This is a genomic window from Streptomyces sp. NPDC006365, assembly GCF_042870755.1.
In the GTDB taxonomy this organism is placed as follows: domain Bacteria; phylum Actinomycetota; class Actinomycetes; order Streptomycetales; family Streptomycetaceae; genus Streptomyces; species Streptomyces xiangluensis.
On record NZ_JBIAHS010000020.1, the window covers coordinates 140,561 to 165,004 of the forward strand.

Annotated in this window: 25 protein-coding genes, 1 tRNA gene and 1 pseudogene; 19 read left to right on the plus strand and 8 right to left on the minus strand. The window is 68.5% G+C overall.

The genetic code is table 11. The features are described from left to right. Window positions 1-48: 48 nt before the first annotated feature. Together ACFYO0_RS37860 and ACFYO0_RS37865 are read right to left on the minus strand one after the other, a co-directional pair. Window positions 49-633, minus strand: a complete 585-nt coding sequence (locus ACFYO0_RS37860) for a nicotinamidase (protein WP_388685489.1) — start codon at window positions 631-633, stop codon at window positions 49-51. A gap of 188 nt (window positions 634-821) precedes the next feature. Next, window positions 822-2,150: a nicotinate phosphoribosyltransferase gene (locus ACFYO0_RS37865; RefSeq protein WP_388685492.1), complete on the minus strand. Its 1,329-nt coding sequence runs from the start codon at window positions 2,148-2,150 to the stop codon at window positions 822-824. 202 nt (window positions 2,151-2,352) lie between these two features. On the opposite strand from ACFYO0_RS37865, the gene clpS reads away from it, so the two are divergent. The 8 genes from clpS to ACFYO0_RS37905 all read left to right on the plus strand — a co-directional run bounded on the left by clpS (window position 2,353) and on the right by ACFYO0_RS37905 (window position 8,180). Beyond that, the gene (clpS, locus tag ACFYO0_RS37870) at window positions 2,353-2,670 is read left to right on the plus strand and encodes an ATP-dependent Clp protease adapter ClpS (protein WP_388685493.1); all 318 of its coding nucleotides are present in this window, start codon (window positions 2,353-2,355) and stop codon (window positions 2,668-2,670) included. A 12-nt stretch (window positions 2,671-2,682) separates the two neighbouring features. Next, window positions 2,683-3,288, plus strand: coding sequence for a DUF2017 domain-containing protein (locus ACFYO0_RS37875; RefSeq protein ID WP_388685497.1), 606 nt, complete (start codon window positions 2,683-2,685; stop codon window positions 3,286-3,288). Window positions 3,289-3,578: 290 nt separating this feature from the next. Continuing rightward, complete coding sequence (locus ACFYO0_RS37880) at window positions 3,579-5,114, plus strand: alanine/glycine:cation symporter family protein (RefSeq protein ID WP_388685499.1); 1,536 nt, start codon at window positions 3,579-3,581, stop codon at window positions 5,112-5,114. An 81-nt stretch (window positions 5,115-5,195) separates the two neighbouring features. Continuing rightward, window positions 5,196-5,618, plus strand: coding sequence for a Mov34/MPN/PAD-1 family protein (locus ACFYO0_RS37885; RefSeq protein ID WP_386352219.1), 423 nt, complete (start codon window positions 5,196-5,198; stop codon window positions 5,616-5,618). A 79-nt stretch (window positions 5,619-5,697) separates the two neighbouring features. Beyond that, window positions 5,698-5,793, plus strand: coding sequence for a putative leader peptide (locus ACFYO0_RS37890; protein ID WP_020270288.1), 96 nt, complete (start codon window positions 5,698-5,700; stop codon window positions 5,791-5,793). A gap of 114 nt (window positions 5,794-5,907) precedes the next feature. Then, window positions 5,908-6,186: a MoaD/ThiS family protein gene (locus ACFYO0_RS37895; protein WP_388685503.1), complete on the plus strand. Its 279-nt coding sequence runs from the start codon at window positions 5,908-5,910 to the stop codon at window positions 6,184-6,186. 17 nt (window positions 6,187-6,203) lie between these two features. Beyond that, on the plus strand, window positions 6,204-7,154 hold the full coding sequence (locus ACFYO0_RS37900) for a PLP-dependent cysteine synthase family protein (RefSeq protein WP_388685506.1): 951 nt from the start codon (window positions 6,204-6,206) through the stop codon (window positions 7,152-7,154). 273 nt (window positions 7,155-7,427) lie between these two features. Beyond that, a complete protein-coding gene (locus ACFYO0_RS37905) occupies window positions 7,428-8,180 on the plus strand; it encodes an MBL fold metallo-hydrolase (protein ID WP_388685509.1) in 753 nt (250 codons plus the stop codon). Between the two features lie 100 nt (window positions 8,181-8,280). Here ACFYO0_RS37905 and ACFYO0_RS37910 read toward each other — a convergent pair whose 3' ends face one another. Next, window positions 8,281-9,531 (minus strand): PTS transporter subunit EIIC, encoded by a 1,251-nt coding sequence (locus tag ACFYO0_RS37910; RefSeq protein ID WP_388685512.1) that lies wholly within the window; start codon window positions 9,529-9,531, stop codon window positions 8,281-8,283. A 366-nt stretch (window positions 9,532-9,897) separates the two neighbouring features. Between ACFYO0_RS37910 and ACFYO0_RS37915 the strand changes: the two genes are divergently transcribed. The 4 genes from ACFYO0_RS37915 to rdgB all read left to right on the plus strand — a co-directional run bounded on the left by ACFYO0_RS37915 (window position 9,898) and on the right by rdgB (window position 12,504). After that, the gene (locus tag ACFYO0_RS37915) at window positions 9,898-10,239 is read left to right on the plus strand and encodes a glucose PTS transporter subunit EIIB (RefSeq protein ID WP_388685515.1); all 342 of its coding nucleotides are present in this window, start codon (window positions 9,898-9,900) and stop codon (window positions 10,237-10,239) included. Window positions 10,240-10,519: 280 nt separating this feature from the next. Next, window positions 10,520-11,257 (plus strand): ribonuclease PH, encoded by a 738-nt coding sequence (gene rph / locus ACFYO0_RS37920; RefSeq protein ID WP_388685517.1) that lies wholly within the window; start codon window positions 10,520-10,522, stop codon window positions 11,255-11,257. A gap of 160 nt (window positions 11,258-11,417) precedes the next feature. Beyond that, window positions 11,418-11,822, plus strand: coding sequence for a hypothetical protein (locus ACFYO0_RS37925; RefSeq protein ID WP_388685520.1), 405 nt, complete (start codon window positions 11,418-11,420; stop codon window positions 11,820-11,822). A 79-nt stretch (window positions 11,823-11,901) separates the two neighbouring features. Then, window positions 11,902-12,504 carry an RdgB/HAM1 family non-canonical purine NTP pyrophosphatase gene (gene rdgB, locus ACFYO0_RS37930; protein WP_388685523.1) on the plus strand — a complete coding sequence of 201 codons (603 nt, stop codon included), beginning with the start codon at window positions 11,902-11,904 and terminating at the stop codon, window positions 12,502-12,504. 47 nt (window positions 12,505-12,551) lie between these two features. Here the strand turns inward: rdgB and ACFYO0_RS37935 are convergent. The 3 genes and pseudogenes from ACFYO0_RS37935 to bcp all read right to left on the minus strand — a co-directional run bounded on the left by ACFYO0_RS37935 (window position 12,552) and on the right by bcp (window position 13,785). Beyond that, a tRNA-Leu gene (locus tag ACFYO0_RS37935) sits at window positions 12,552-12,635 on the minus strand. A gap of 43 nt (window positions 12,636-12,678) precedes the next feature. Further along, window positions 12,679-13,221 (minus strand): annotated as a pseudogene (locus tag ACFYO0_RS37940) (HNH endonuclease signature motif containing protein); the annotation flags it as partial. Between the two features lie 96 nt (window positions 13,222-13,317). Further along, complete coding sequence (gene bcp, locus ACFYO0_RS37945) at window positions 13,318-13,785, minus strand: thioredoxin-dependent thiol peroxidase (RefSeq protein WP_386352247.1); 468 nt, start codon at window positions 13,783-13,785, stop codon at window positions 13,318-13,320. A gap of 134 nt (window positions 13,786-13,919) precedes the next feature. Here bcp and ACFYO0_RS37950 point away from each other — a divergent pair, with 134 nt between their 5' ends. Further along, window positions 13,920-14,300, plus strand: coding sequence for a DUF3618 domain-containing protein (locus ACFYO0_RS37950; RefSeq protein ID WP_388685526.1), 381 nt, complete (start codon window positions 13,920-13,922; stop codon window positions 14,298-14,300). Window positions 14,301-14,382: 82 nt separating this feature from the next. Then, the gene (locus ACFYO0_RS37955) at window positions 14,383-14,724 is read left to right on the plus strand and encodes a GroES family chaperonin (RefSeq protein WP_388685529.1); all 342 of its coding nucleotides are present in this window, start codon (window positions 14,383-14,385) and stop codon (window positions 14,722-14,724) included. On the opposite strand, the gene ACFYO0_RS37960 is transcribed toward ACFYO0_RS37955, so the two are convergent. Then, on the minus strand, window positions 14,725-17,100 hold the full coding sequence (locus ACFYO0_RS37960; RefSeq protein ID WP_388685631.1) for a transglycosylase domain-containing protein: 2,376 nt from the start codon (window positions 17,098-17,100) through the stop codon (window positions 14,725-14,727). Between the two features lie 245 nt (window positions 17,101-17,345). On the opposite strand from ACFYO0_RS37960, the gene ACFYO0_RS37965 reads away from it, so the two are divergent. The 4 genes from ACFYO0_RS37965 (at window position 17,346) to ACFYO0_RS37980 (ending at window position 20,834) form a co-directional block, all read left to right on the plus strand. Further along, window positions 17,346-18,113, plus strand: coding sequence for an ABC transporter permease (locus ACFYO0_RS37965; RefSeq protein WP_388685633.1), 768 nt, complete (start codon window positions 17,346-17,348; stop codon window positions 18,111-18,113). A gap of 61 nt (window positions 18,114-18,174) precedes the next feature. Beyond that, the gene (locus ACFYO0_RS37970) at window positions 18,175-18,939 is read left to right on the plus strand and encodes an ABC transporter permease (RefSeq protein WP_388685636.1); all 765 of its coding nucleotides are present in this window, start codon (window positions 18,175-18,177) and stop codon (window positions 18,937-18,939) included. Window positions 18,940-18,943: 4 nt separating this feature from the next. Continuing rightward, on the plus strand, window positions 18,944-19,945 hold the full coding sequence (locus tag ACFYO0_RS37975) for an ATP-binding cassette domain-containing protein (protein WP_388685531.1): 1,002 nt from the start codon (window positions 18,944-18,946) through the stop codon (window positions 19,943-19,945). A 10-nt stretch (window positions 19,946-19,955) separates the two neighbouring features. Next, a complete protein-coding gene (locus tag ACFYO0_RS37980; protein ID WP_388685533.1) occupies window positions 19,956-20,834 on the plus strand; it encodes a DUF1707 domain-containing protein in 879 nt (292 codons plus the stop codon). A gap of 188 nt (window positions 20,835-21,022) precedes the next feature. Here ACFYO0_RS37980 and ACFYO0_RS37985 read toward each other — a convergent pair whose 3' ends face one another. Then, a complete protein-coding gene (locus ACFYO0_RS37985; RefSeq protein WP_388685536.1) occupies window positions 21,023-22,357 on the minus strand; it encodes an SGNH/GDSL hydrolase family protein in 1,335 nt (444 codons plus the stop codon). Window positions 22,358-22,697: 340 nt separating this feature from the next. On the opposite strand from ACFYO0_RS37985, the gene ACFYO0_RS37990 reads away from it, so the two are divergent. Continuing rightward, a complete protein-coding gene (locus tag ACFYO0_RS37990) occupies window positions 22,698-24,068 on the plus strand; it encodes a DUF445 domain-containing protein (RefSeq protein ID WP_388685539.1) in 1,371 nt (456 codons plus the stop codon). Window positions 24,069-24,444 lie beyond the last annotated feature (376 nt).

Here is a 24,444-nt window from a genome sequence, read left to right on the forward strand (position 1 = left end):
CTCCCGGCCAGCCTTCCAAGCCCGCTGCCTCCAAGGCTGCGAAACCAGCTAGACCACGGGCTTCCCGGTGAGCTCCACACCCGCCTCACGCAGCTCCTCCAGGGCCCGCTCGGTGGTCTCCTCGGCCACACCGGCCGTGAGGTCGAGCAGGACGTTCGTACGGAAGCCTTCGCGGGCCGCGTCCAGCGCGGTGGCGCGGACGCAGTGGTCGGTGGCGATGCCGACCACGTCGACCTCGGTGATCTGGCGGGTGCGCAGCCAGTCCGCCAGCGTGACGCCGTTCTCGTCGGCGCCCTCGAAGCCGCTGTACGCCGCGGCGTAGGCGCCCTTGTCGAAGACCGCGTCGATCGCGCCGGAGGCGACCGCCGGGGCGAAGTTCGGGTGGAAGCCCACGCCCTCCGTGCCCGCCACGCAGTGCTTGGGCCAGGAGTGGACGTAGTCGGGGTTCTCGGAGAAGTGGTCGCCCGGGTTGACGTGGTGGTCACGGGTGGCCACGACGTGGCGGTAGCCGGCGGGCGCCTGCCCGATCAGCTCCGTGATCGCGGCGGCCACATCGGCCCCTCCGGGCACCGCGAGGCTGCCTCCCTCGCAGAAGTCGTTCTGCACGTCGACGACGATCAGTGCGCGGCGCATGGTCGGTGTCCTTCCCCCTTGAGGGGCGCTGATGTTGCGATTGCATTGCCCGTTCCCCGCTTGTTCATGCCCCCACGGGGAAAGGCTGTCCGGAGCTGATTCCCGGGTACCCCGGTCCGGAGCTCCGCTCCCGACAGACGTGAACGGGGGCGTACCCGGGCGCACGCATCGGGCGTACGCGGGCGTGCTCAGACGTATTCCGTCGGGATCACCGCCTCCCCGCGGGACAGCTGGGTCGCGGACAGCGGCAGGTTGGCGCGGGCAGCCGCATGCCGGTCGCGTACGACGTCCAGGGGCTCGCGGGCGACGACCTCGCCGCCCTTTATCAGCTCGACCAGCAGCTGACGGTCGGCCAGCCCCGCGGGGACGGCCCCCGTGCCGATCACCTCGGCCTCGGCGACCCCCTCATCGTCGAGCCGACGCGCGGCCCACTTCCGGCCGCCGATGGACGTCTTGCCGCCCATCGACTTCTTCGCCACCGGCACGAGCGGAGCCTTCGGATCCGCCGACTCGGCACGGGCGACCAGTTTGTAGACCATCGAACACGTCGGATGGCCGGATCCCGTCACCAGCTGGGTGCCCACTCCGTACGCGTCCACGGGGGCCGCGGCCAGCGAGGCGATCGCGTACTCGTCCAGGTCCGAGGTCACGGTGATCTTCGTGTCGGTGGCGCCCAGCTCGTCGAGCTGCTGCCGCACCCGATGCGCCACGAGCAGCAGGTCACCGGAGTCGATGCGTACGGCGCCCAGCTCGGGCCCGGCGATCTCGACGGCCGTCCGTACGGCCTCGGCGACGTCGTACGTGTCCACCAGTAGCGTCGTGCCCCGGCCCAGCGAGTGCACCTGGGCCTGGAAGGCGTCCCGCTCGCTGTCGTGCAGCAGCGTGAAGGCGTGGGCGCTGGTGCCGACGGTGGGTATGCCGTAGCGGAAGCCCGCGGCCAGGTCGGAGGTCGTCGTGAAGCCGCCGACGTACGCCGCGCGTGAGGCGGCCACGGCGGCCAGCTCATGAGTGCGCCGGGCGCCCATCTCGATCAGTGGCCGCTCGCCCGCGGCCGAGGCCATCCGGGAGGCGGCGGCAGCGATCGCCGAGTCGTGGTTGAGGATCGACAGGATCACCGTCTCCAGGAGCACGCACTCCGCGAACGTGCCCTCCACGCGCAGGATCGGCGAGCCGGGGAAGTAGGCCTCGCCCTCGGGGTAGCCCCAGACATCGCCACTGAAGCGGTACGAGGACAGCCACTCGAGGGTCGGCTCGTCCACGACGCGGCGCTCGCGCAGGAAACCGAGGACGTCCGCGTCGAACCGGAAGTTCTCGACCGCGTCCAGCACCCGTCCGGTGCCCGCGACGACCCCGTAGCGCCGCCCCTCCGGCAGCCGGCGCGTGAAGACCTCGAAGACCGAACGGCGCCCGGCGGTGCCGCCCTCGAGGGCGCCCTGCAGCATGGTCAGCTCGTAGTGATCCGTGAAGAGTGCCGTCGATGGAACATCCACCGGCAGCCCCAGGTCCGCTACATCCACGAAAGCTCTCCTCGACATGACTCTCCGGTGTCCCCGGGCCGGCCGGGGGGCCGGCCCGCCGCGCAGCGGCAATGGGGCACAGCGTCCACCGGTGTATGCAGCATGGCAACGGATGATACCGCTAATCTCGTCACTCTGACGATTTCTGGGGCTCGGGGTTCTGGAGGGGCCGTTTGGCCGCCTACCCCCCTCTGGTGGCAGCATGGGCCATGTGACGGCTCCCGCACCTCTAGAGATCGAAAAGACCGAGTCGGTGGAGGAGGTCTCCGCCGTACCAGAGCCGGACGTCCCCTGGGTCACCATCGTCCACAACGACCCGGTCAACCTCATGAGCTATGTGACGTACGTTTTCCAGACGTACTTCGGTTACTCGAAGGACAAGGCCACCAAGCTCATGCTCGACGTCCACCACAAGGGCCGTGCCGTCGTCTCCAGCGGGTCCCGCGAAGAGATGGAGCGCGATGTGCAGGCCATGCACGGTTACGGCCTGTGGGCCACCCTCCAGCAGGACCGGAAGTAGCGAACTCACTCCATGCCAGGACAATTCGAACCGCTCCCCGGCGGCGGCGCGGCCGTCGCCCTCGACGAGGTCGAGATCTCCATCATCCGCTCCCTGGCGGTTCAGCTCCTGGAGCTCATCGGCCCCGGACCCGCGGAGGACGCCACCGAGGACCCGCTCGCCGAGCTGTTCTCCGAGGGTCCCAGCGAGCCGCCCGCCGACCCCGTACTGCAACGCCTCTTCCCCGACGCCTACAGCGGGCCCGACGTCGAGGCCGCCTCGGCCGAGCAGGCCGAGGAGCAGCGCCAGTACTCCGCGGAGTTCCGCCGCTTCACCGAGAACGACCTGCGCGCGGGCAAGCGGGACAACGCTCTTGCGGTGATCCGCTCCCTGGACGCGCTCGCCTCGGCGGGCGAGGGCGGGGCGGTGCTCAAGCTGTCGACGGAGGAGTCCCAGCAGTGGCTGGGCGCTCTGAACGACCTGCGGCTCGCGATCGGCTCCCGGCTCGACGTCGTCGACGAGGAGGACACCGACCTCCTCTACCGGCTGCCGGACGAGGATCCGCGCAAGCCGATGGTGATGGCGTATCTCTGGCTGGGCGGGCTCCAGGAGACGCTCGTCGAGACGCTCATGTCGTGACGTTCGTCCGAGCCTTCATGTCATGACCGTCCGGGCACTTCCCTGCTGACCTGTCAATCCGTTTTTGGACGCGTTCGCTCAAAGGCACCTCAAATCCGGATAACGATCCTGTGAGCGTCCCTGGGGTTCATCCCCCAGGGGCGCTTATGCGTGATTCGCGTCACTAAAACATACGCAAAAGCTGTGCTAAGACTTCCCGAGCTTCCGTCCCCGGCTCGCCTGCCCCTCGCGGCGTCGGCCCTTACTGAGCCATAAGCCCTTACGTCCCCAGTCCGCCGAGGTAGACCTGTATGTCACTCGAGTCCGTCACCACATCCATCGATGACGCCGTCAGCGATTTCTTCGAACCTGTCGCCACCAACGTCGGCGAAGTCGTCTTCTACACCGTGCCCGTCGGCGACACCGACCTCCCGCTCATCGTCGCCTGGCTCGTGGTCGCGGGCCTTGTCTTCAGCACCTGGTTCGGGCTGATCCAGGTACGCAAGTTCAAGCTCGCCATCGACGTCGTCCGTGGCAAGTACGACGAGGACGGCTCGCCAGGTGAGGTCAACCACTTCCAGGCGCTGACCGCCGCCGTCTCCGGCACCGTCGGCCTCGGTAACATCGCCGGTGTCGCCGTCGCCGTCTCCATCGGCGGCCCCGGCGCCACCTTCTGGATGATCCTCTGCGGTCTGCTCGGCATGGCGACCAAGTTCGTCGAGGTCACCCTCGGTGTGAAGTACCGCCAGGAGCACGAGGACGGCACCGTCTCCGGCGGTCCGATGCACTACCTGCCCAAGGGGCTCGCCGAGCGCTTCGGCAGCGTCGGCGCCAAGTTCGGCAAGGTACTCGCCGTCCTGGCCTCCATCATGATCCTCTTCTTCGGCCTCTTCGGCGGCAACCTGTTCCAGACCAACCAGAGCTACGCCCAGGTCACATCGAGCTTCGGCGGCGAGGACGGCTTCATGGGCTCCTCCGCCGGTGCGATCCTCTTCGGCCTGGTGGTCGCCGCGCTGGTCGGCCTCGTCCTGCTCGGCGGCATCCGCTCCATCGCCTCGGTCACCAGCAAGCTGGTCCCGGCCATGGCCGGCATGTACATCGTGGCCTGCCTGGTCGTCATCCTGAGCAACGTCACCGCGGTGCCCGACGCGTTCCAGCTCATCATCCAGCGCGCTTTCGACGGCCAGGGTGTCGTGGGCGGTGTGATCGGTGCCCTGATCGTCGGCTTCCAGCGGGCCGCCTTCTCCAACGAGGCGGGCCTGGGCTCCGCCCCGATCGCGCACTCCGCGGTCAAGACCAAGCACCCCGCGAGCGAAGGCCTGGTCGCCCTGCTGGAGCCGTTCATCGACACGGTCGTCATCTGCACCATGACCGCGCTGACCATCATCATCGCCGACCCGGACAGCTGGGCCGAGGCCCGCGAGGGCAACACGGACATCGGTGGCGTCACCATCACCTCCGACGCCTTCGAGACCGTAATTCCCTGGTTCCCGGACCTGCTGACCGTCGCGGTGCTGCTGTTCGCCTTCTCCACGATCCTGACCTGGGGCTACTACGGCCTCAAGGCGTGGACGTACCTCTTCGGCAAGAGCCAGACCAGCGAGATCGTCTTCAAGGCCATCTGGAGCCTGTTCGTCATCGCGGGCTCCCTGCTCTCCCTCGACACGCTGATCAGCCTGGCCGACTCGGCGCTCTTCACGCTGGCGGTCTTCAACATCATCGGCCTCTACCTGCTGGCGCCCGTCGTCAAGCGCGAGCTCAACTCCTTCCTGGACTTCGTCCGGCGCCGGAAGGCGGGCCTGCCGGACGCGGAGGCGGAGCTTCAGACCGAGAAGTCGCTCGACTGATCCGAGCCTTGTGGTTCAGCATGTGGGCCGCCTCGTACCACCCCTCGGTACGCGGCGGCCCCTCTGCTTATCCTGACCGACATGCTCACCATCACCCAGGCCCTCGTCGACCAGATCGTCGCGCACGCGCGCCAGGACCACCCCGACGAGGCGTGCGGCGTCGTCGCGGGCCCGGCGGGCTCGGACCGCCCCGAGCGGTTCGTCCCGATGCTCAACGCCGCCCGCTCGCCCACCTTCTACGAGTTCGACTCCGGCGATCTGCTCAAGCTGTACCGCGAGATGGACGACCGCGACGAGGAGCCGGTCGTCATCTACCACTCCCACACGGCCACCGAGGCATACCCGTCCCGCACCGACATCTCGTACGCCAATGAGCCCGGCGCCCACTACGTGCTGGTGTCCACCGCCGACACCGACGGCCTCGGCGACTTCCAGTTCCGCTCGTACCGGATCGTGGAGGGCGAGGTCACGGAGGAGGAGGTCAAGGTCGTGGATACCTACTGATCCCGCGATGCGGGCAGAAATCATCCACAATGTGAGATCACATTCCAGGACCCGGACCGGGAATCGATACGATGAGCCCATGGTTTTCCACGACGTGAGCGACAAGACGCCGGGCATGCTGCTCGTGGCGCGGCTGCACGTCGACCTGTGCAGGCTCGCCAGCGCCATCTGTTGATGCCGCCTGCCGCCGTACGGCTGTGAGCCGCGGCGCGGTTATCGCGTACCACCTTGCTCTTCCGCGCTGTCGCGCGCCCACCGACCTGACTTCTTCCGACAGGAGCCCGCAACCATGGCCATCGAGGTCCGCATCCCCACCATCCTCCGCCAGTACACCGACGGTCAGAAAGCGGTGGACGGCACCGGGGACACCCTCGCCGATCTGTTCACCGACCTCGACAGCCGCCACTCGGGCATCCAGGCTCGCATCGTGGACGGCGGCGAGCTGCGCCGCTTCGTGAACGTCTACCTGAACGACGAGGACGTCCGCTTCCTCGACGGCATCAACACCAAGCTGACCGACGGCGACAACGTGACGATTCTGCCGGCGGTAGCCGGCGGCATGGTCTGACCGGGCTCTGATCCCTGATGCGCTACGACTCCCCGCTGGCCGCGGTAGGCAACACCCCCCTGGTGCGCCTGCCGCGGCTCTCGCCGTCCGCCGACGTCCGCATCTGGGCGAAGCTGGAGGACCGCAACCCGACGGGTTCGGTCAAGGACCGTCCCGCCCTGTACATGATCGAGCAGGCGGAGAAGGACGGCCGCCTCACGCCCGGCTGCACGATCCTGGAACCGACGAGCGGCAACACCGGCATCTCCCTGGCCATGGCCGCCAAGCTCAAGGGCTACCGCATCGTGTGCGTCATGCCCGAGAACACCTCGCAGGAGCGGCGGGATCTGCTGGCCATGTGGGGCGCCGAGATCATCCCGTCCCCCGCGGCCGGGGGCTCCAACACGGCCGTACGCGTGGCCAAGGAGTTGTCGGCCGAGCACCCGGACTGGGTGATGCTCTACCAGTACGGCAACCCGGACAACGCGGGCGCCCACTACGCGACAACCGGCCCCGAGATCCTCGCCGACCTCCCCTCCGTGACCCACTTCGTGGCGGGCCTCGGTACGACCGGCACGCTGATGGGCGTCGGCCGCTACCTCCGCGAACACAAGCCGGACGTCAGGATCGTCGCGGCCGAACCGCGCTACGACGACCTCGTGTACGGGCTCCGGAACCTCGACGAGGGCTTCGTCCCCGAGTTGTATGACGCCTCCGTCCTGACCACGCGCTTCTCGGTCGGCTCCGCCGATGCGGTGACGCGCACGCGCGAGCTGTTGCAGCAGGAGGGGATCTTCGCGGGCGTCTCCACGGGGGCCGCGCTGCACGCCGCGATCGGTGTGGGCAATAAGGCGGTGAAGGCCGGCGAGACGGCCGACATCGTCTTCGTCGTCGCCGACGGCGGTTGGAAGTACCTGTCGACAGGCGTCTACACGGCCCCGACGACGGATGAGGCCATCGAGAGGCTGCAGGGCCAACTCTGGGCGTAGAGGGTGGCGGGGCTTGTTTCGCACCCGCCGCCCTTGTCCCGGAGCCCCCGCGCCCCTGAAGGGGCGCTGCCCCCTGGCAGGGTCCGGGGCGGAGCCCCAGAAGGATGGGACGGGTAGGGGCGGCGGGGGCGAACCACCCCCGAACCGGTGACTCCGCAGGTGAGTTCGCCCACAAGACCCCCTTACGGAGGAGCGACCGGAGGTTTTGCGCCTTACGCTCGACGGACCGCACGACCCCCGTCTTCACTCCCCGCCAGCGGAGGTTTCTGCTTTATGAAGCTCACCGTCGTCGGCTGCTCGGGGTCGTTCCCGTCCGCGGAATCGGCCTGCTCGAGCTACCTCGTCGAGGCCGACGGCTTCCGGCTGCTCCTCGACATGGGCAACGGTGCCCTTGGCGAGCTGCAGCGCCACTGCGGTCTCTACGACCTCGACGCGATCTACCTCAGCCATCTGCACGCCGACCACTGCATCGACATGTGCGCCTACTTCGTGGCGCGTTACTACCGGCACGACGGCGGCCGAGCCGCTCCCATCCCGGTCTACGGACCCGAGGGCACCGAGCACCGCCTCACCACCGCCTACGCCGACACCCCCAGCGCCTCCTCCATGAGCGAGGTCTTCGACTTCCACACGGTCAAGCCGGGTTCTTTCGAGATCGGCCCGTTCTCGGTTCACACGGAGAAGGTGAGCCACCCGGTGGAGGCGTACGGCATCCGCATCGAGCACGGCGGCCGGACGCTCACGTACTCCGGGGACACGGGCGTATGCGACCCGCTCGTCGAACTCGCCCGGGACGCCGATCTGTTCCTGTGCGAGGCCGCGTTCACCCACGGCAAGGAGTGCATCCCGGACCTGCACCTCAACGGCCGCGAGGCGGGCGAGATCGCCGCCCGCGCCGCCGCCCGTCGCCTCGTGCTCACCCACATCCCGCCGTGGACAGACCCCCAGGTCAACCTCGCGGACGCCCGTGAGACGTACTCGGGCCCGGTGGAACTGGCGGCGCCGCGAGTGACGTACGAGATCTAGCCCCTCCGGCGTGTCAGCACGGCCCTGGTCCCTCCGTACGGGCATACGCAGGCCCCCTCAGCCGAGCGGCTGAGGGGGCCTGTCCGCGGGGAGGGCGGGGTTACGCCTTGGTCAGGTCCTCGACCTCCTCCTCGGGCTCGCGGCCCGGGGTGGTGAGGTTGAACTTGACGATGGCGAAGCGGAAGAGGGTGTAGTAGACGGCACCGAAGACCAGGCCTATCGGGATGATCAGCCATGGCCTGGTCGCGAGGTTCCAGTTCAGGACGTAGTCGATCGCGCCGGCCGAGAAGGTGAAGCCGGCGTGCACACCGAGCGCCCAGGTGATCGCCATGGACAGGGCGGTGAGCACCGCGTGAATCACGTACAGCAGCGGGGCGATGAACATGAACGCGAACTCGATCGGCTCGGTGACACCGGTGACGAAGGAGGTCAGCGCGACGGAGACCATGAGACCGGTGACGGCCTTGCGGCGCTCGGGGCGGGCGGTGTGCGCGATGGCGAGGGCGGCGGCCGGCAGACCGAACATCATGATCGGGAAGAAGCCCGTCATAAACTGTCCGGCGGTCGGGTCACCGGCGAAGAAGCGGTTGAGGTCGCCGTGCACGACCTCGCCCGCGGCGTTGGTGAAGTCGCCGATCTGGAACCAGGAGACGGAGTTCACGAACTGGTGCATGCCGACCGGGATCAGTGCGCGGTTGATCAGACCGAACAGGCCCGCGCCGAAGGCACCGAGGCCGGTGATCCACGTGCCGAAGTCGGAGATGACCTCACCGATCGGCTCCCAGACCAGGCCGAAGAAGACGCCCATGAAGGTGCCGACGAAGGCCATCAGGATCGGGACCAGGCGGCGGCCGTTGAAGAAGCCGAGCCAGTCCACCAGCTTGGTGCGGTGGAACTTCTGCCACAGCACTGCGGAGAGCAGACCCATGACGATGCCGCCGAGGACGCCCGGGTTGTTGTACGTCGCGGCTATGTCCGCGCCGTCCTGGACCTTGGCCTCGGTGACCGGGAACGCCTTCAGCACGTTGCTGTAGACGAGGAAGCCGACCAGGGCGGCGAGCGCGGTGGAACCGTCCGACTTCTTGGCGAAGCCGATCGCGACGCCGACGCAGAAGAGCAGCGGCAGGTTGTCGAATACGGCGCCGCCCGCGGTCGCGAAGACGGAGGCGACCTTGGGCCAGCCGAGTCCGTCGGCGCCGAACACGTCGGCTTGGCCGAGGCGCAGCAGGATGCCCGCCGCCGGAAGCACGGCGATGGGGAGCTGCAGGCTGCGGCCGATCTTCTGCAGGCCCTGGAACAGGCCGGATCCCCACTTCTTCGCGGGGGCCGCCGTGGCTGTGGCGGTGCTCATGGTGCCTCCAATGGGCGGGCTGGTCTACACCACTCAGTGGTGTAGACCATGTTGTAGCACGGTGAAGGCCAGATAAGGAACCCGTCAATTTGTCACCCGGGGAATACCGGTCAAATCGTGATGCTTGGCGTAAATGCCCCTGCTGTGGATGTCCGTCTGAGTACCCATCACCACCATGAGGGCGTCAACTTCCTTAACGGCGTGGCCCTTTGTGTGGCGCTCCGGTCCCATGCCGGTCGCCCCGCCCCCGGACGCTCTGTCGGCACTGTGTCGAGGTCAACGGCATGCGACGCCTGTCGGTGTGTCCGAGGTTGACCTGTCGGGTTTCGCTGCCCCCGTCATGTGGTGTAGACCAGTGTCGTAAAGATGTGCTGTCGCGGACCAACTGCACGAGATTGTGCGCGGGCCGCTCCCCGCGGCGAGTCGCGTCCCGGCCCCCGAGAACGCGTCCTTTTTGACATCAGGGAGAAAGAAATGGCCACCAAGGCTGAGAAGATCGTCGCCGGGCTCGGCGGCATCGACAACATCGAAGAGGTCGAGGGCTGCATCACGCGACTGCGCACCGAGGTCGTCGATCCGGGCCTGATCGACGAGGCCGCCCTGAAGGCCGCCGGCGCCCACGGCGTCGTCAAGATGGGCACGGCGATCCAGGTTGTCATCGGCACGGACGCGGACCCGATCGCGGCGGACATCGAGGACATGATGTAAGCACCTGGACCACTCGGCGGGCTCCGCCGGGCTCAGCGGGCCTCGCCGGCTCAGCGGACCCGCCGGGCTTTCCCAACCGTGACGGCTCACCGGATCCGCAGGGTCCCCGACCCGCCGAGTCCGCCAAGTCCGCGGGGCCCACCGAAGCCGCAGGCCCACCGTCCCCCGCGGGCGCACCGCCCCCTCGGGCAACGTCCGAAGTGGGCCCACTGGCCCTGGTGAGGGGCTGTCTCCGTTACCGGAGGCTGTCCCTCCACGATCTGCGGCTAGGCTCATCGCCATGTCAAGAATCGACGGCCGCACGCCCGAGCAGCTCCGCCCCATCACCATCGAGCGCGGCTGGAGCAAGCACGCCGAGGGCTCCGTCCTCATCTCCTTCGGCGACACCAAGGTCTTCTGCACCGCCTCCGTCACCGAAGGCGTCCCGCGCTGGCGCAAAGGCAGCGGCGAAGGCTGGGTCACCGCCGAGTACTCCATGCTGCCCCGCGCCACCAACACCCGCGGCGACCGCGAATCCGTACGCGGCAAGATCGGTGGCCGTACGCACGAGATCAGCCGCCTCATCGGCCGTTCCCTGCGCGCCGTCATCGACTACAAGGCGCTCGGCGAGAACACCATCGTCCTCGACTGCGACGTACTCCAGGCCGACGGCGGCACCCGCACCGCCGCCATCACCGGCGCCTACGTCGCCCTCGCCGACGCCATCTCCTGGGCCCGCGGCAAAAAGCTCATCAGGGCCGGCCGCCAGCCTCTCACCGGCACCGTCAGCGCCGTCTCCGTCGGCATCGTCGGCGGAGTACCCCTGCTCGACCTCTGCTACGAGGAAGACGTACGCGCCGACACCGACATGAACGTCGTCTGCACCGGCGACGGCCGCTTCGTCGAAGTCCAGGGCACCGCGGAAGCCGAACCCTTCGCCCGCGAAGAGCTCAACTCCCTGCTCGACCTTGCCGTGTCAGGCTGCGCAGAACTCGCTGTCGCACAGCACAAGGCACTTGATACGGTCCTCGAAAGGTAAAGGACTCTCCAAGTCCGTACCAAGAGGAGCCGCAGCGCCACGGGCAACCACGGCAGCGGTCCCCGCGTCCCTACCAGTACCGGCGTACGGCACACCGCCGCACGCCCCGCCGTACCACACGGCCCCCCCCGAGGGCCTGAAGCAACGGGAGGACCGTTCCATGGCCGCGAGCCGACGCCCGCGACGTCGCAGTATCACCATCGCCGCCGCAGTGGCAGCCGTAGCGCTGACCGCCGGGCTGACCACCGGCTGCGACGCCGTCAACAAGGCGCTGGACTGCGCCAGGACCGCCGACGCCATCGCCGACAGCGTCACCGACCTCCAACAGGCCGTCGAGAACGCGGCGAACGACCCGACGCAGACCGGCGAAGCCCTCGACTCCATCGACAAGAACCTCAACGAGATCGGCGACAAGACCGACGACACCGACGTCAACAAGGCGGTCGACGACCTCCAGGCAGCCGTCACCAACGTCCGCGACTCCATCAAGAACGGCGACGAGACACCGGACATCAGCCCGGTCACGGACGCGGCCGGCGAACTGACGAAGGTCTGCACCTCGTAGGCGACCCAGGGGTTACGGAACGGGGGGCGCCCTGAACGAGAGGGGCGCCCCCTCCCGTGACGTGACTACTGTGAGAGCCATGACCCGCCTGATCCTCGCCACCCGCAACCACGGAAAGCTCACCGAGCTCAAGGCGATCCTCGCCGCCGCCGACCTCCACTACGACCTGGTCTGCGCCGACGCCTACCCCGACGTCCCCGACGTCAAGGAAACGGGCGTCACCTTCGCCGAGAACGCCCTCCTCAAGGCCCACGCCCTCGCACAGGCCACCGGCAGGCCCGCCGTCGCCGACGACTCCGGCCTCTGCGTCGACGTACTGGGCGGCGCCCCCGGCATCTTCTCCGCCCGCTGGTCCGGCTCCCACGGCGACGACCGAGCCAACCTCGCCCTCCTCCTCGACCAGCTGAGCGACGTCCCCGACCAACACCGAGCCGCCCACTTCGCCTGCGCCGCCGCCCTGGCCCTGCCGGACGGAACGGAGCGTGTGGTCGAGGGTCGCCTGAGGGGCACCCTCCGCCACGAACCGGTCGGCACCCACGGCTTCGGCTACGACCCGATCCTCCAGCCGGACGGGGACACGAGGACGTGCGCGGAGATGTCCCCCGAGGAGAAGAACGAGATCAGCCACCGGGGGAAGGCGTTTCGGGGGATGGTGCCGGTGTTGCGGGAGTTGTTGGGCTGACAGCTGACACAACGAAGGGCGCCCTGCGAAAGGGCGCCCTTCGAGGGTGCGGCGGAAGGGATTCGAACCCTCAAACCCTGTCACGGGTCACTGGACCTAAACCAGCCGTGTCGCCATTGCACCACCGCCGCTAGTCGTCAGCCATGGTACCGGTCCTGCGGCATTCACCTGAGCGGAACGTCGACGGCCGCCTCGGCACCAGGTACTGGTGACCGCATGGCGGTTGGGGCAGAGCAGGCGCAGGTTCTCGATGTGGTTGTTCCGCCAGTTGCCATCGATGTGGTCGACCTCAAGTGGCAGCGGCTCCCCCAGCCAGACCGGTTCGATCCCGCATAGGGCGCACCGTTCGTCGATGCCGAGTTCGCCCATTGCCCGCTTGAGCCGACTGCTGGGCGTGCGCTTGGGGTGTGCCGAGGAGTCCTCGACAAGGATCTCTTCAGCGGTCCTGCGGCGCTGGTTGTACCGCATCTTCTCTGTGCGTACGACCGGGGTGAAGTGCGAGGTGTCCAGGCCGTATGCCTTGCGTCGAGTGATGTCGGTGTGGTGGCCGCCTACGGAATCGAGTCCGAGTCGCAGCAAGACCTCATTGACGCTCGTCGACATGGCGACCACCGATTCAAGGATTTCCCAGGTCCACTTGACGCCCTCGCGCTCGAAATGGGACGTGTCCACACCCAACTTCTTCATGCGTTCTCGGATGTAGTTCCGCTTTGAACTCGGTAACGAACCGCTAATCGGACAGGCACGCCCGAAATGCAGAACGGCCCGTACCGGATCAGCCGGTACGGGCCGTTCGAAGAGCAGCGGGACTGTTCAGATCCCCAAGTCCTTGATGATCTTCGCGACATGCCCGGCCGCCCGCACGTTGTACAGCGCGCGCTCGACCTTGCCCTCCTCGTCCACGATCACCGTGGAGCGGATGACGCCCATGTACGTCTTGCCGTAGTTCTTCTTCTCGCCGTAGGCGCCGTAGGCCTCGATGACCGTCTTCTCGGGGTCGCCGGCCAGGGTGACCTTGAGGGACTCCTTCTCGCGGAACTTGGCCAGCTTTTCCGGCTTGTCGGGGGAGATGCCGATGACGTCGTAGCCGGCGGACGCCAGGGCGTCGAGGTTGTCCGTGAAGTCGCAGGCCTGCTTGGTGCAGCCGGGGGTGAGGGCGGCGGGGTAGAAGTAGACGATGACCTTGCGGCCCTTGTGGCCGGCCAGGGAGACCTCGTTGCCGTCGGCGTCGGGGAGGGTGAAGGCGGGGGCGGTGTCGCCGGGCTGGAGTCGCTCGCTCATCTCGGTTCGGTCTCCTTGCGGGGTGGTGGATACGGACCCGAGCGTAATAGGGGTGCCCGGGGGGTGTCCGGTGAGCGGAGCTGACAGACTGTCGGCCAGGACAGATGGCCACATACGACCATGGAGGCAGCGCGGTGTCGGATACGTCGAGCACGCCGGACATCAGAACTCCGGCGCAGATCGAGGCGGACATCAAGCGCCGTCGCGAGACCCTCGCCGAGACGCTCGACGAGATCGGCGCGCGGGTGCACCCGAAGACGATCGTCGGCGACGCGAAGGCCAAGGTCGTCTCGAACATCGACCACACCCTCGGCCGCGCCTACGTCGGCGTGAACCGCATGGTCAGCGATGTGAGGGGCCAGCTGGTGAACGAGGACGGCGCGCCGCGGCTCGAGCGCATCGTGCCGGTTGCTCTGGTGGTGGTCGGAGTCGTCGGGCTGTTCGCCGTGGGCTCCCGGCGTGGCGCCGTGGGTTCCCGGCGGGGTTCCTCGGGTTCCCGGCGCCGCAAGCGCTGACACCAGTCGGATCCCGTATGCGTACGGTCTCCGCCGACCCCGCCCGCGTACGGGCCGCGCAAAGCCAGGTAGGTTCAAGAGCGTGAGTGCGAACACCCATCACGACAAGTTGCCCATCCGGATGCTGCACGACCGTGTGCTCGTGCGGCAGGACACCAGCGAGGGCGAGCGCCGTTCTGGTGGCGGCATCCTGATTCCGGCGACCGCGGCGGTGGGCCGTCGGCTCGCCTGGGCCGAGGTGGTCGCGGTCGGGCAGAACGTACGGGCCGTGGAGCCGGGCGACCGTGTTCTCTTCGATCCGGAGGACCGCGCCGAGGTAGAAGTGCGGGGCGTCCCGTACGTGCTGATGCGCGAGCGCGATCTGCACGCGGTGGCGGCGGACCGGTTCGAGGGCTCCGAGGACTCGACCGGCCTGTACCTGTAGCTATTCGGCGCTTCTGAACGTCACGCCGCCGTCCGTCCTGCCCGACGTGATCCCGCCGCCGTCCGTCGTGCCGCCGTCCGTCGACGTACTTCCGTCGGTCGTGCCGCCGGTCGTGGGTTCTCCTCCCTCCGCCCCGTCCGTCGTTCCGCCGTCGGTCGACGTTCCGCCGCTCGGCTGGTCCGGGGCTGTCGGGGCCGGGGGTTCGATGGGGGTCTCCTCGCGGCCGGTGGTGGTCCCACCGTCGGTCCCGTCACCCCCGTTCCCGCCGTCCGTGCCGCCCGGTCCGTCCCGCTCGTCCGTCGTTCCGCCGTCGTCCTCCTCGCCCCTGTCCCACGGCGACTCCTCCCAGGGCTCCTCGGTCGGGAGTTCCTGCTCGTCCGCGCCCTCCTGGATCTGGAGGTCGAAGTCCTTGACCTCTGTGCCCTCGAGCGCGTCCTGGGTGTACTGGGCCCAGATCTGTGCCGGGTAGCCGCCGCCGTTGATGCGGTTCTGGCCGAGTGCCCCGTACAGGGAAGTGTGGGCGCCCGTCCGCGGGTTCTGGCCCATGATGGCGACGACGGTGGCGAGGTCGGGGGTGTAGCCGGCGAACCAGGCCGCCTGGTCCTCCTCCGCGGTGCCGGTCTTTCCGGCGGCCGGCCGGCCCGCCGCCTGGGCGGCGGTGCCGGTGCCGCCCTCGACGACGCCCCGCAGGACGGCTGTCGTGGTGTCGGCGGCCTCGCGGCTGACGGCCTGCCGGACGCCTGTCTTGCGGGAGGGCAGCGTGAGGGCGCCCTCGGTGCCGTCCTGGTCGTCCTTGGTGATCTCGGAGACGAGGGAGTACCGGCCGTGTTTGCCGTGGTTGGCGAGCGTGGCGTACGCCTCCGCCATGTCGAGGACGCTCGCGGTGGCCGGGCCGAGGGCGATGGAGGGGGAGGCCGTCAGGTCGGGGGTGGAGGAGGGGATGCCCAGGTCGAGAGCGGTCTGCCGGACGTTCTCGGGGCCGACGTCCACGGCCATCTGTGCGTACACCGCGTTGACGGACTTGTCCGTGGCTTCGCGGACCGGGATCGGGCCGTACGAGGCCTGGTCCTCGTTCTCGGGGGCGTATGTGCCGCCTTGCCAGCCTTCCACGGGCCGCTGGTTCGTGCCGTCGTAGACGGTGTTCGGGGTGATGAGGCGGCCGTCCTGCGTGGTCGAGCCGTGCTGCACGGCGGAGGTGAACACGAAGGGCTTGAAGGTGGAGCCGACCTGGTAGTCGCGGCGGGTGGCGTTGTTGACGTACTGCTTTGTGTAGTCGATGCCGCCGTACATCGCGACGACCTTGCCGGTGGCCGGGTCGATGGAGACGCCGCCGGCACGGACGTTGCGGTCGATCTTGCGGTTCTTCTTGTCGAGCTGGTCCATCACCTGGTCGTCGACCGCTTTGACGAAGGCGTTCTGCTTGTCCTTCTGGATGGTGGTGGTGATGCGGAAGCCGCCGGTGGCGAGGGTGTCCTCGTCGATGATCTCGCTGCCGGTCAGGTAGTCCTTGACGGCCTGCACGAGATAGCCGCGCTGCCCGGACAGCCCGGCGGAGCCCTTGGCCTCCTTGGGTGTCGGGAACTCCAGTGAGGCCCGCTCCGAGGGAGTCAGCCACTTCTCCTTGACCATGCCGTCGAGTACGTAGTTCCAGCGGTCCACGACGGCCGGCTTGTTCTCGGGGTGCGCGGTCACGTCGTACGCGCTGGGGGCGTTGAGGAGCGACGCGAGGTACGCGCCCTGTGCGGCCGTGAGGTCCTTGGCGTCGATGCCGTAGTAGGCCTGGGCGGCAGCCTGGATGCCGTAGGCGTTGCGGCCGAAGAAGCTGGTGTTCAGATAGCCCTCGAAGATCTCGTCCTTGCTGACCTCGCGGTCGAGCTTGATGGCGATGAAGAACTCCTTGATCTTCCGGGTGACCGTCTGCTCCTGCGCCAGGTAGTAGTTCTTGACGTATTGCTGGGTGATGGTCGAGCCGGACTGCTTTCCCTTGCCGGTGACGGTGTTCCAGGCGGCGCGGATCATCGCCTGGGGGTCGACGGCGGACTCGGAGTAGAAGCCGCGGTCCTCGGCGGCGAGCACGGCGTGCTGGGTGTCCTTGGAGATCCGGGCGAGGGTGACGTTCTCCCGGTTGACCTCGCCGTCGCGGGCGAGTCGGCTGCCGTCCGCGTACAGGTAGACGTTGCTCTGCTTCATCGCGGACGCGTTCGCCGCGGGGATCTCGACCAGGAAGTAGCCGAGCGCGAACAGGCCGATCAGCAGGAGGAGCACGCCGACGAAGGTGCCGAGGACCATCCGCCAGGTCGGGATCAGCCGGCGCCAGCCGGTGCGTCGCCTCAGGCGCGCGGTGCTCGGCTGTTGCGGCTGCGGCTGGTCGTTCATGTCGTGCCGGACTCCCGTTTCGCGGCGTACGTTCCTGTACGCCATCGTTCGTTCCCTGTTGCCCCCTGTTGAAGACTCTCGCACCGTGCGTTCCGTTCCCTGTGCGAGGCACACGCTTTGGCCACAGAAAATGCCTGGCACGGGGTACGGCTCGGGGACTAGGCTCCTGCGCTTCGGTGTCTGGCGGGTGGGTGCGCGGGAGGGGTGTGGTTGTGGGCGCGGGGCGGTTGTACGTGGCCGTCGCGATGGGGAGTTTCAGGCGGTACGCGGCGTATCGGGTGGCCACGGCGGCCGGAGTGTTCACGAATACCGTGTTCGGGCTGATCCTCGTGTACACGTATCTGGCGCTGTGGGACGAGCGACCGGATCTGGGTGGGTACGACCAGGCGCAGGCCGTGACCTATGTGTGGCTGGGGCAGGCGCTGTTCGCGGCGCTGGCCATCCAGGGCGGAGGCTTCGAGACCGAGCTCATGGAACGCATCCGCACCGGTGAGATCGCGATCGATCTGTACCGGCCGGCCGATCTCCAACTGTGGTGGCTGGGAAGCGACTTGGGGCGGATGCTGTTCCAGTTGTTGGGGCGGGGCGTGATCCCGTTCGTCTTCGGTGCGCTGTTCTTCCCGATGGCCCTGCCGGGGGACTTCGGAACCTGGGCGGCGTTCCTGGTCGCGTTGCTGCTGGCGGCGGTCGTCAGCTTCGGGATCCGCTATCTGGCGGCGTTGAGCGTGTTCTGGCTCATGGACGCCAGGGGCGTCACGCAGGCCCTGATGGTCACGGGCATCTTCTGCTCGGGCATGACACTGCCGCTGAACGCCTTCCCGGACGCGCTCGGCGACGTGGTCCAGGCATTGCCGTGGGCCGGGCAGCTCCAGGTGCCGGCGGATGTGCTGATGGGGGAGGCCGACCCGTTGGGGGCGTTCGCCTTCCAGGCGGCGTGGGCGGTGGCACTGCTGGCGGCGGGGCGGCTGTTGCAGTCGGCGGCCACGCGGAGGGTGGTGGTGCAGGGTGGTTGAGGCGTCCAAGGTCGCTTCCAGGGGCGCGGACGGTCTGCGGGCCTACCTGCTGATCGCCGGGATGTGGATCCGGGCCGGCATGACCTACCGCACCTCCTTCGTCGTCACGGTCTTCGGCAACCTGCTGCTGTCCGGGCTGGACTTCGTCGGCATTCTGCTGATGTTCTCGCAGGTCGACTCGCTCGGCGGCTGGACGCTGCCCGAGGTGGCCTTCCTGTACGGCCTGTCGGTGACGGCGTTCGGGTTCACCGATCTGCTGCTCGGCTCGTCGGAGGTCCTGGGTGCCCGGATACGCGACGGGTCGTTCGACACGCTGCTGGTACGTCCCGTTCCCGTGCTCGCGCAGGTCGCCGCGGACCAGTTCCCGCTGCGCCGCTTCGGCCGGGTCGTACAGGGGTCGTTGGTGCTGGGCTGGGGGCTGTTCGCCGTCGACGTCGACTGGACCGTACCGAAGGTGCTGCTGGTGCCCGTGATGCTGGTGAGCGGCGCGGTGATCTTCGGGGCGATCTTCGTGGCGGGCGCGGCCTTCCAGTTCCTGGCGCAGGACGCCGCCCAGGTGCAGAACGCGTTCACGTACGGCGGCACCACGCTGCTGCAGTATCCCCCGACGTTGTTCGGGAAGGACCTGGTGCGCGGGGTGACCTTCGTGCTGCCGCTCGCCTTCGTCAACTGGCTGCCCGCGTCCTACGTGCTGGGGCGGCCGTATCCGCTCGATCTGCCGACGTGGGTGACGTTCATGTCGCCGCTCGTCGCAGGGGTGTGTTGTGCGCTGGCCGGCTGGGTGTGGCGGGCGGGACTTCGTTCGTACCGGAGTACAGGGAGCTAGGTCAGTGACAGACGTTGTGGCAGACGGTGTGACGGGTGTTGTGGCGGACGCTTTCATCGAGCTCGACCGTGTCGAGAAGGTCTTCGACGTACGCAAGAAGACCGGTTTCCTGCGCCGGGAGCGGCATGAGGTACGGGCGGTCGACTCGATCTCCTTCACCGTGGCGCGCGGCGAGATGGTCGGCTACATCGGGCCGAACGGTGCCGGCAAGTCGACGACGATCAAGATGCTGACCGGGATCCTCACGCCGAGCGGCGGCCGGCTGCGCGTCGCCGGTATCGATCCGTCCCGCGAGCGGAGGCGGCTCGCGCACCGCATCGGGGTGGTGTTCGGGCAGCGTACGACGCTGTGGTGGGACCTCCCGCTGATCGACTCGTACAAGCTGATGCACCGCATGTACCGCATCCCGGACGGCCGTTATCGGCAGAACCTCGACCGTCTCGTCGAACTCCTCGATCTGGGCGCGTTGTTGGACGTCCCGGTGCGGCAGCTCTCGCTCGGTCAGCGGATGCGCGGGGACATCGCGGCGGCGCTGCTGCACGATCCGGAGGTCCTCTACCTCGACGAGCCGACGATCGGCCTGGACGTGGTCTCCAAGGCGAATGTCCGCGAGTTCCTGCGGGAGGTGAACACCGAGCGCGGCACGACGGTGCTGCTGACCACGCACGACCTGCAGGACATCGAGCAGCTGTGCTCGCGGGTGATGGTCATCGACCACGGGCGCATGATGTACGACGGCCCGCTCACCGGGCTGCACGAGATCGGCGACAGCGAGCGCACCCTGGTGGTGGACCTGGAGCGCGAACTGCCGCCCATCGAGGTCGATATGGCGCGTGTGGTGAAGGTCGAGGGGCCGCGGCAGTGGCTCGCCTTCCCGGCCTCGGCGTCGGCTGCGCCGCTCGTCGCGCGGATCGCCGCCGAGTATCCGCTGGTGGACCTCTCGGTGCGGGAACCGGACATCGAGGCCGTCATCAGCCGCATGTACGCGGAGAAGGCAACCTCGTAGGCTTCGGTATATGACCGACGAGCTCCCCGAACTGCGGGCGTCAGACACAGACCGTGAACGAGTCGCCGAAGTGCTCAGGGACGCCCTTGCGGAGGGCCGCCTCGACATGGAGGAGTTCGAGGAACGGCTCGACGCGACGTACAAGGCGCGTACGTACGGGGAACTCGCGCCGATCACCCGCGATCTGCCTGCCGCCGGAGTGACGCCGCCTTCTCCTGTGTCGATGGTCAAGGAGCCCGCCGGGTCGGGTGACTGGGCGGGACGGATCGTCGGGGGCGAGGGTTCGTCGCAGTGGGGCGTCGCGATCATGTCGGGGTTCGAGCGCAAGGGGCGCTGGACCGTGCCGAAGCGGTTCAGTTCGTTCGCGTTCTGGGGTGGCGGCACGATCGATCTGCGCGAGGCGGATTTCGCCGACCGTGAGGTCGTCATCAACTGCGTGGCGATCATGGGTGGTGTGCAGGTGGTCGTGCCGCCCGGCGTCGAGGTCGTCGTGCGTGGGCTCGGGATCATGGGCGGTTTCGATCACCGTGAGGAGGGTGTACGGGGCGATCCCGGGGCCCCGCGTGTGATCGTCACGGGGTTCGCCTTCTGGGGTGGTGTCGGGGTTGAGCGGAAGCTGACCAGGGCGGAGCGGTTGCGGATCAAGGAGCAGCGGCGTCAGGAAAAGCTTGAGCGCAAGGCTGCTCGGCAGGAGGAGCTGGAGGGCGGCTCCTCCGCGCACCGGGACGCGCTGGACATGGGTCACTCCGCGACCCGGGACGCGTTGGATCAGGCCCGATCCGTCCACCGGGATGCGATGGAGCAGCACCGGGAGCTGATGCGGGAGCATCGGGAGGAACGGCGCCGGGCTCGTCACGAGGATCGTGACGAGCGGCGTCACCGGGACTAAGGACTCGGCCGGGAAGGCGGCATGTCGGCTGCGGGCCCGTTGTGGCTGGTCGCTCCCCCAATCTCGGCTTCTCCCCCACTCTCGGCTCCGCTCGAGCGGGGGACCCCCATGAGCGGAGGGACCTCCATCGCGGCGGAGCCGCATATGTCACAGCCCCGCGCCCCTGAGAGACTGCGCCTCCCCTGCCCTCACAGCTCCGCCGGAGCCGACCCCTTCAGCATGTCCAGGTCTAACTTCTTCGCCATCTGCGCGTAGCCCCGGTCGCTCGGGTGCAGGTGGTCGCCCGAGTCGTACAGGGGGTTGAGGCGGCGCGGGTTGTACGGGTCGCGGACCGCCTCGTCGAAGTCGACGTAGTCGTCGAAGATGTCGCCCGAGCGGATCTGGGAGTTGACGGCCTGGCGGGTGGCTTCGAGGTTGGGGCGGTAGCCGCGGTGGCCCTGGAACGGCATGAGGGTCGCGCCGATGACGCGCAGTCCGCGGGCGTGGGCCCGTTCCGTCAGCTCGCTCAGGCCGGCGGTGATCTTGTCGGCGTCGGTCTGGTGCGGTGTGCGCAGGATGTCGTTGACGCCGAGGGCGATGACGACGGCCTTGACGTTGGTGCGGCCGAGGACGTCACGGTCGAAGCGGTTCAGTCCGCTCGGGTTCCCGGCGGGGCGGCCTGTGCCGCCGGCCAGCAGCCGGTTTCCGCTGATGCCCTGGTTGACGACGCTGTAGCGGGGCCCGTCCGAGCCGCCGCGGGCGCGGTCGCGCAGCCGGTCGGCGAGGGCGTCGGTCCAGCGCCGGTTCTCGCCCATGCTGGAGGTCACGCCGTCGGTGAGCGAGTCGCCGATCACGACGACCGTGCCCTCGGACTCGTTGCTCAGCACGTCCACCGCCGTCAGATAGCGCCAGGCCCGCGTCTGAGCGGCGTACGGAACCCCTGTCACGTCCTCCGTACGGTCGCCCTCCGCGGTGTACGAGATCTGCCGAGCCGTCGGGTGGTAGGTGACCGGACCGGACGGAGTGGGCGAGTACGTGGTCACCAGGATGTCCGTGTCGTGCGGGATCAGCAGCTGTGCGGCATCGCTGACCACCTGCTGCCCGGGCGGCACGATCACCGACGGGTTGCCGCCGAAGGTCAGGCGGCGCATGGTGTCGGCGGCAGCGGCGGCGTTGTTCGCGGTGGCCGCCACGGCGATCGAGGCGTGCGTGATGCTGAGCGGCTGCTGCCCGTACAGGTTCGACAGGGTGACGCGTGCCGCGGTGCCCCCCACGCCCGCGTGCACGACATTGCGTACGGAACGGCCGGCCATGCCGTTCGTCTCGGTGCCCGGCTCGGCACCGGACGGGGATGTCGACCAGGCGCCGACCCAGACGCCGGTGGACGCGGGAGCCGCCGGGTTGTTGTGCGGGCCCCGGCCGCCCGCCATCGTGTCCCGGGCGGCGCCGTCGTCGAAGCCGACTCCGACGTAGATGGCCGCGGAAAGGGCCACGATCATGGCGATGATCGCCGTCAGCAGGGCATAACCGTGGCGCTTGGTCATGCGGTGCAGGTCTCCTATGGGCAGTGGGAGCCTGAGGCTCCGATGTGATCACCTCATGATGAGGCATGGCGGGGGAGGAATCCGACAGGCCCCCCGGCCCTGTCTCGAACCCCCGAACGGAAGACGCCGGGAACTCCTGTTCCGTTCCAGGAGTCGGTCAGGAAGGGAGGACTCGTCGGAAGTCGGTCAGAAGCCGGTCGTAATCCGGCCACGAGTCGGTCAGCGGTCGGCCGGCAGTCGGCCAGGAGTTCGGTCGGGAGGGGAGTGCGATCGGGAGTGACGAAAGGTAAAGGCGCAGGGAAGCGACAATGGGTAAGGGTTCTGCGAACGGGTGGAGTGGATGGAACGTACGAAAGCGGATGAAGCCGAGCGCGCCGAGCTCGTAGGGCCGAGTGCCCAGCCGGTCCGCGCCACCGACCGGACCACTGACCGGACCAGCAACCGGGCCATGGGCTACTACAGCGCCGCCGACGAGGAGAAGCGCCGCGGCGTCCGCCGGATGAAGATCACGGCCACCGGCATGTTGCTCCTGGTCGCCGTCATCTACGTACTCGCCAAGTGGGCGTCCCACGCGGGCGCCGGTGCCTGGGCCGGGTATGTCGCGGCGGCGGCCGAGGCGGGCATGGTCGGCGCGCTCGCCGACTGGTTCGCCGTCACCGCCCTGTTCCGCCATCCCCTCGGCCTGCCCATCCCGCACACCGCGATCATCCCGACCAAGAAGGACCAGCTGGGCATCTCCCTGGGCGAGTTCGTCGGCGAGAACTTCCTGTCGCACGAGGTCGTACGGAAACGTCTGCGTGCCGTCGGCATCGGCAGCCGCCTCGGTGCGTGGCTCGCCGAGCCGGAGCACGCCGACCGGGTCACCGCGGAGCTGTCCACCGCGCTGCGGGGCGCTCTCGCCGTACTGCGCGACTCCGATGTGCAGGCCATCGTCGGGGAGGCCATCAACCGGCGGGCCGACGCGGCGGAGATCGCCCCGCGTATAGGGAAGATGCTGGAGGGCATCGTCGCGCAAGGCGGCCACAAACGTGCCGTCGACCTGATCTGCGTACGGGCCCACGACTGGCTGGTCCTGCACAACGACCAGGTGATGGACGCCGTGCAGGGCGGCGCCCCCGGCTGGACCCCGCGGTTCGTGGACAAGCGGGTCGGCGAGCGCGTCTACAAGGAGCTGCTGCGCTTCGTCACCGAGATGCGCGACATGCCCGCCCACCCGGCCCGCGGCGCCCTCGACCGCTTCCTCACCGACTTCGCCGCCGACCTGCAGTCCGACACCGACACCCGCGGACGCGTGGAGAACCTCAAGCGCGAGGTCCTCGGCCGTGGCGAGGTGCAGGACATCATCGCCTCCGCCTGGTCCTCCGTACGGCAGATGATCGTGTCCGCCGCCGAGGACGAGCGCAGCGAACTGCGGCTGCGCGTACGGGCCTCGCTGCTGTCGCTCGGCCAGCGGATGTCCACCGAGCCGAACCTCCAGTCGAAGATCGACGGCTGGGTGGAGGACGCTGCGGTGTACGTGGTGACGACGTACCGCGACGAGATCACCTCCCTCATCACGGACACCGTCGCGGGCTGGGACCCCGAGCACACCACCAAGAAGATCGAGGCGCACATCGGCCGCGACCTCCAGTTCATCCGCATCAACGGCACGGTGGTCGGCTCGCTGGCGGGGCTGGTCATCTACACGGTGTCGCGGGCGCTGGGGGCGTAACAGGTCTGGTGCACAGGCCTGTTGCGGGGGCGTAACCCCTCGCTCGTCGGGGACCCGTCCGGGGTTCGCTCGACGAGGAGGGAGCCCATGTCCGCGACCCTGGCTGGGGGCTGATGGCCTGGCATCTCACCAGGCCGTCATCAACGGATGCAGCTCAACGCCTGCAACAATCCTGTTGCCCTGTCCTCAAGGGGCAGAAGCGTCCGTGGCCGGCCCAGGAGCTGTGCCGCCTGCGGATTCGCTCAGGTGATCAGCCCCAGCCGGTCGAGGCAGAACACGCCCTCCGGGAGCAGGTCGGCTGCTCCGCCGGCCGGGTGCGCGGCGCTCGCGTTCGCCTTCCGTAAACCCTTGACGGTTGACCGTTTGACCAGGTAGT

Bases quoted from the DNA above. Each gene is read 5' to 3' on its own strand.
- rph (WP_388685517.1), top strand. From the start codon at position 10,520: ATGTCAAGAATCGACGGCCGCACGCCCGAGCAGCTCCGCCCCATCACC.
- ACFYO0_RS37905 (WP_388685509.1), top strand. From the start codon at position 7,428: ATGAAGCTCACCGTCGTCGGCTGCTCGGGGTCGTTCCCGTCCGCGGAA.
- ACFYO0_RS37890 (WP_020270288.1), top strand. From the start codon at position 5,698: ATGGTTTTCCACGACGTGAGCGACAAGACGCCGGGCATGCTGCTCGTG.
- ACFYO0_RS37970 (WP_388685636.1), top strand. From the start codon at position 18,175: ATGTGGATCCGGGCCGGCATGACCTACCGCACCTCCTTCGTCGTCACG.
- ACFYO0_RS37860 (WP_388685489.1), bottom strand. From the start codon at position 633: ATGCGCCGCGCACTGATCGTCGTCGACGTGCAGAACGACTTCTGCGAG.
- bcp (WP_386352247.1), bottom strand. From the start codon at position 13,785: ATGAGCGAGCGACTCCAGCCCGGCGACACCGCCCCCGCCTTCACCCTC.
- ACFYO0_RS37980 (WP_388685533.1), top strand. From the start codon at position 19,956: ATGACCGACGAGCTCCCCGAACTGCGGGCGTCAGACACAGACCGTGAA.
- ACFYO0_RS37915 (WP_388685515.1), top strand. From the start codon at position 9,898: ATGTGCTGTCGCGGACCAACTGCACGAGATTGTGCGCGGGCCGCTCCC.
- rdgB (WP_388685523.1), top strand. From the start codon at position 11,902: ATGACCCGCCTGATCCTCGCCACCCGCAACCACGGAAAGCTCACCGAG.
- ACFYO0_RS37985 (WP_388685536.1), bottom strand. From the start codon at position 22,357: ATGACCAAGCGCCACGGTTATGCCCTGCTGACGGCGATCATCGCCATG.
- ACFYO0_RS37910 (WP_388685512.1), bottom strand. From the start codon at position 9,531: ATGAGCACCGCCACAGCCACGGCGGCCCCCGCGAAGAAGTGGGGATCC.
- ACFYO0_RS37895 (WP_388685503.1), top strand. From the start codon at position 5,908: ATGGCCATCGAGGTCCGCATCCCCACCATCCTCCGCCAGTACACCGAC.
- ACFYO0_RS37960 (WP_388685631.1), bottom strand. From the start codon at position 17,100: ATGAACGACCAGCCGCAGCCGCAACAGCCGAGCACCGCGCGCCTGAGG.
- ACFYO0_RS37900 (WP_388685506.1), top strand. From the start codon at position 6,204: ATGCGCTACGACTCCCCGCTGGCCGCGGTAGGCAACACCCCCCTGGTG.
- ACFYO0_RS37925 (WP_388685520.1), top strand. From the start codon at position 11,418: ATGGCCGCGAGCCGACGCCCGCGACGTCGCAGTATCACCATCGCCGCC.
- ACFYO0_RS37880 (WP_388685499.1), top strand. From the start codon at position 3,579: ATGTCACTCGAGTCCGTCACCACATCCATCGATGACGCCGTCAGCGAT.
- ACFYO0_RS37965 (WP_388685633.1), top strand. From the start codon at position 17,346: ATGGGGAGTTTCAGGCGGTACGCGGCGTATCGGGTGGCCACGGCGGCC.
- ACFYO0_RS37875 (WP_388685497.1), top strand. From the start codon at position 2,683: ATGCCAGGACAATTCGAACCGCTCCCCGGCGGCGGCGCGGCCGTCGCC.
- ACFYO0_RS37990 (WP_388685539.1), top strand. From the start codon at position 22,698: ATGGAACGTACGAAAGCGGATGAAGCCGAGCGCGCCGAGCTCGTAGGG.
- ACFYO0_RS37885 (WP_386352219.1), top strand. From the start codon at position 5,196: ATGCTCACCATCACCCAGGCCCTCGTCGACCAGATCGTCGCGCACGCG.
- clpS (WP_388685493.1), top strand. From the start codon at position 2,353: ATGGGCCATGTGACGGCTCCCGCACCTCTAGAGATCGAAAAGACCGAG.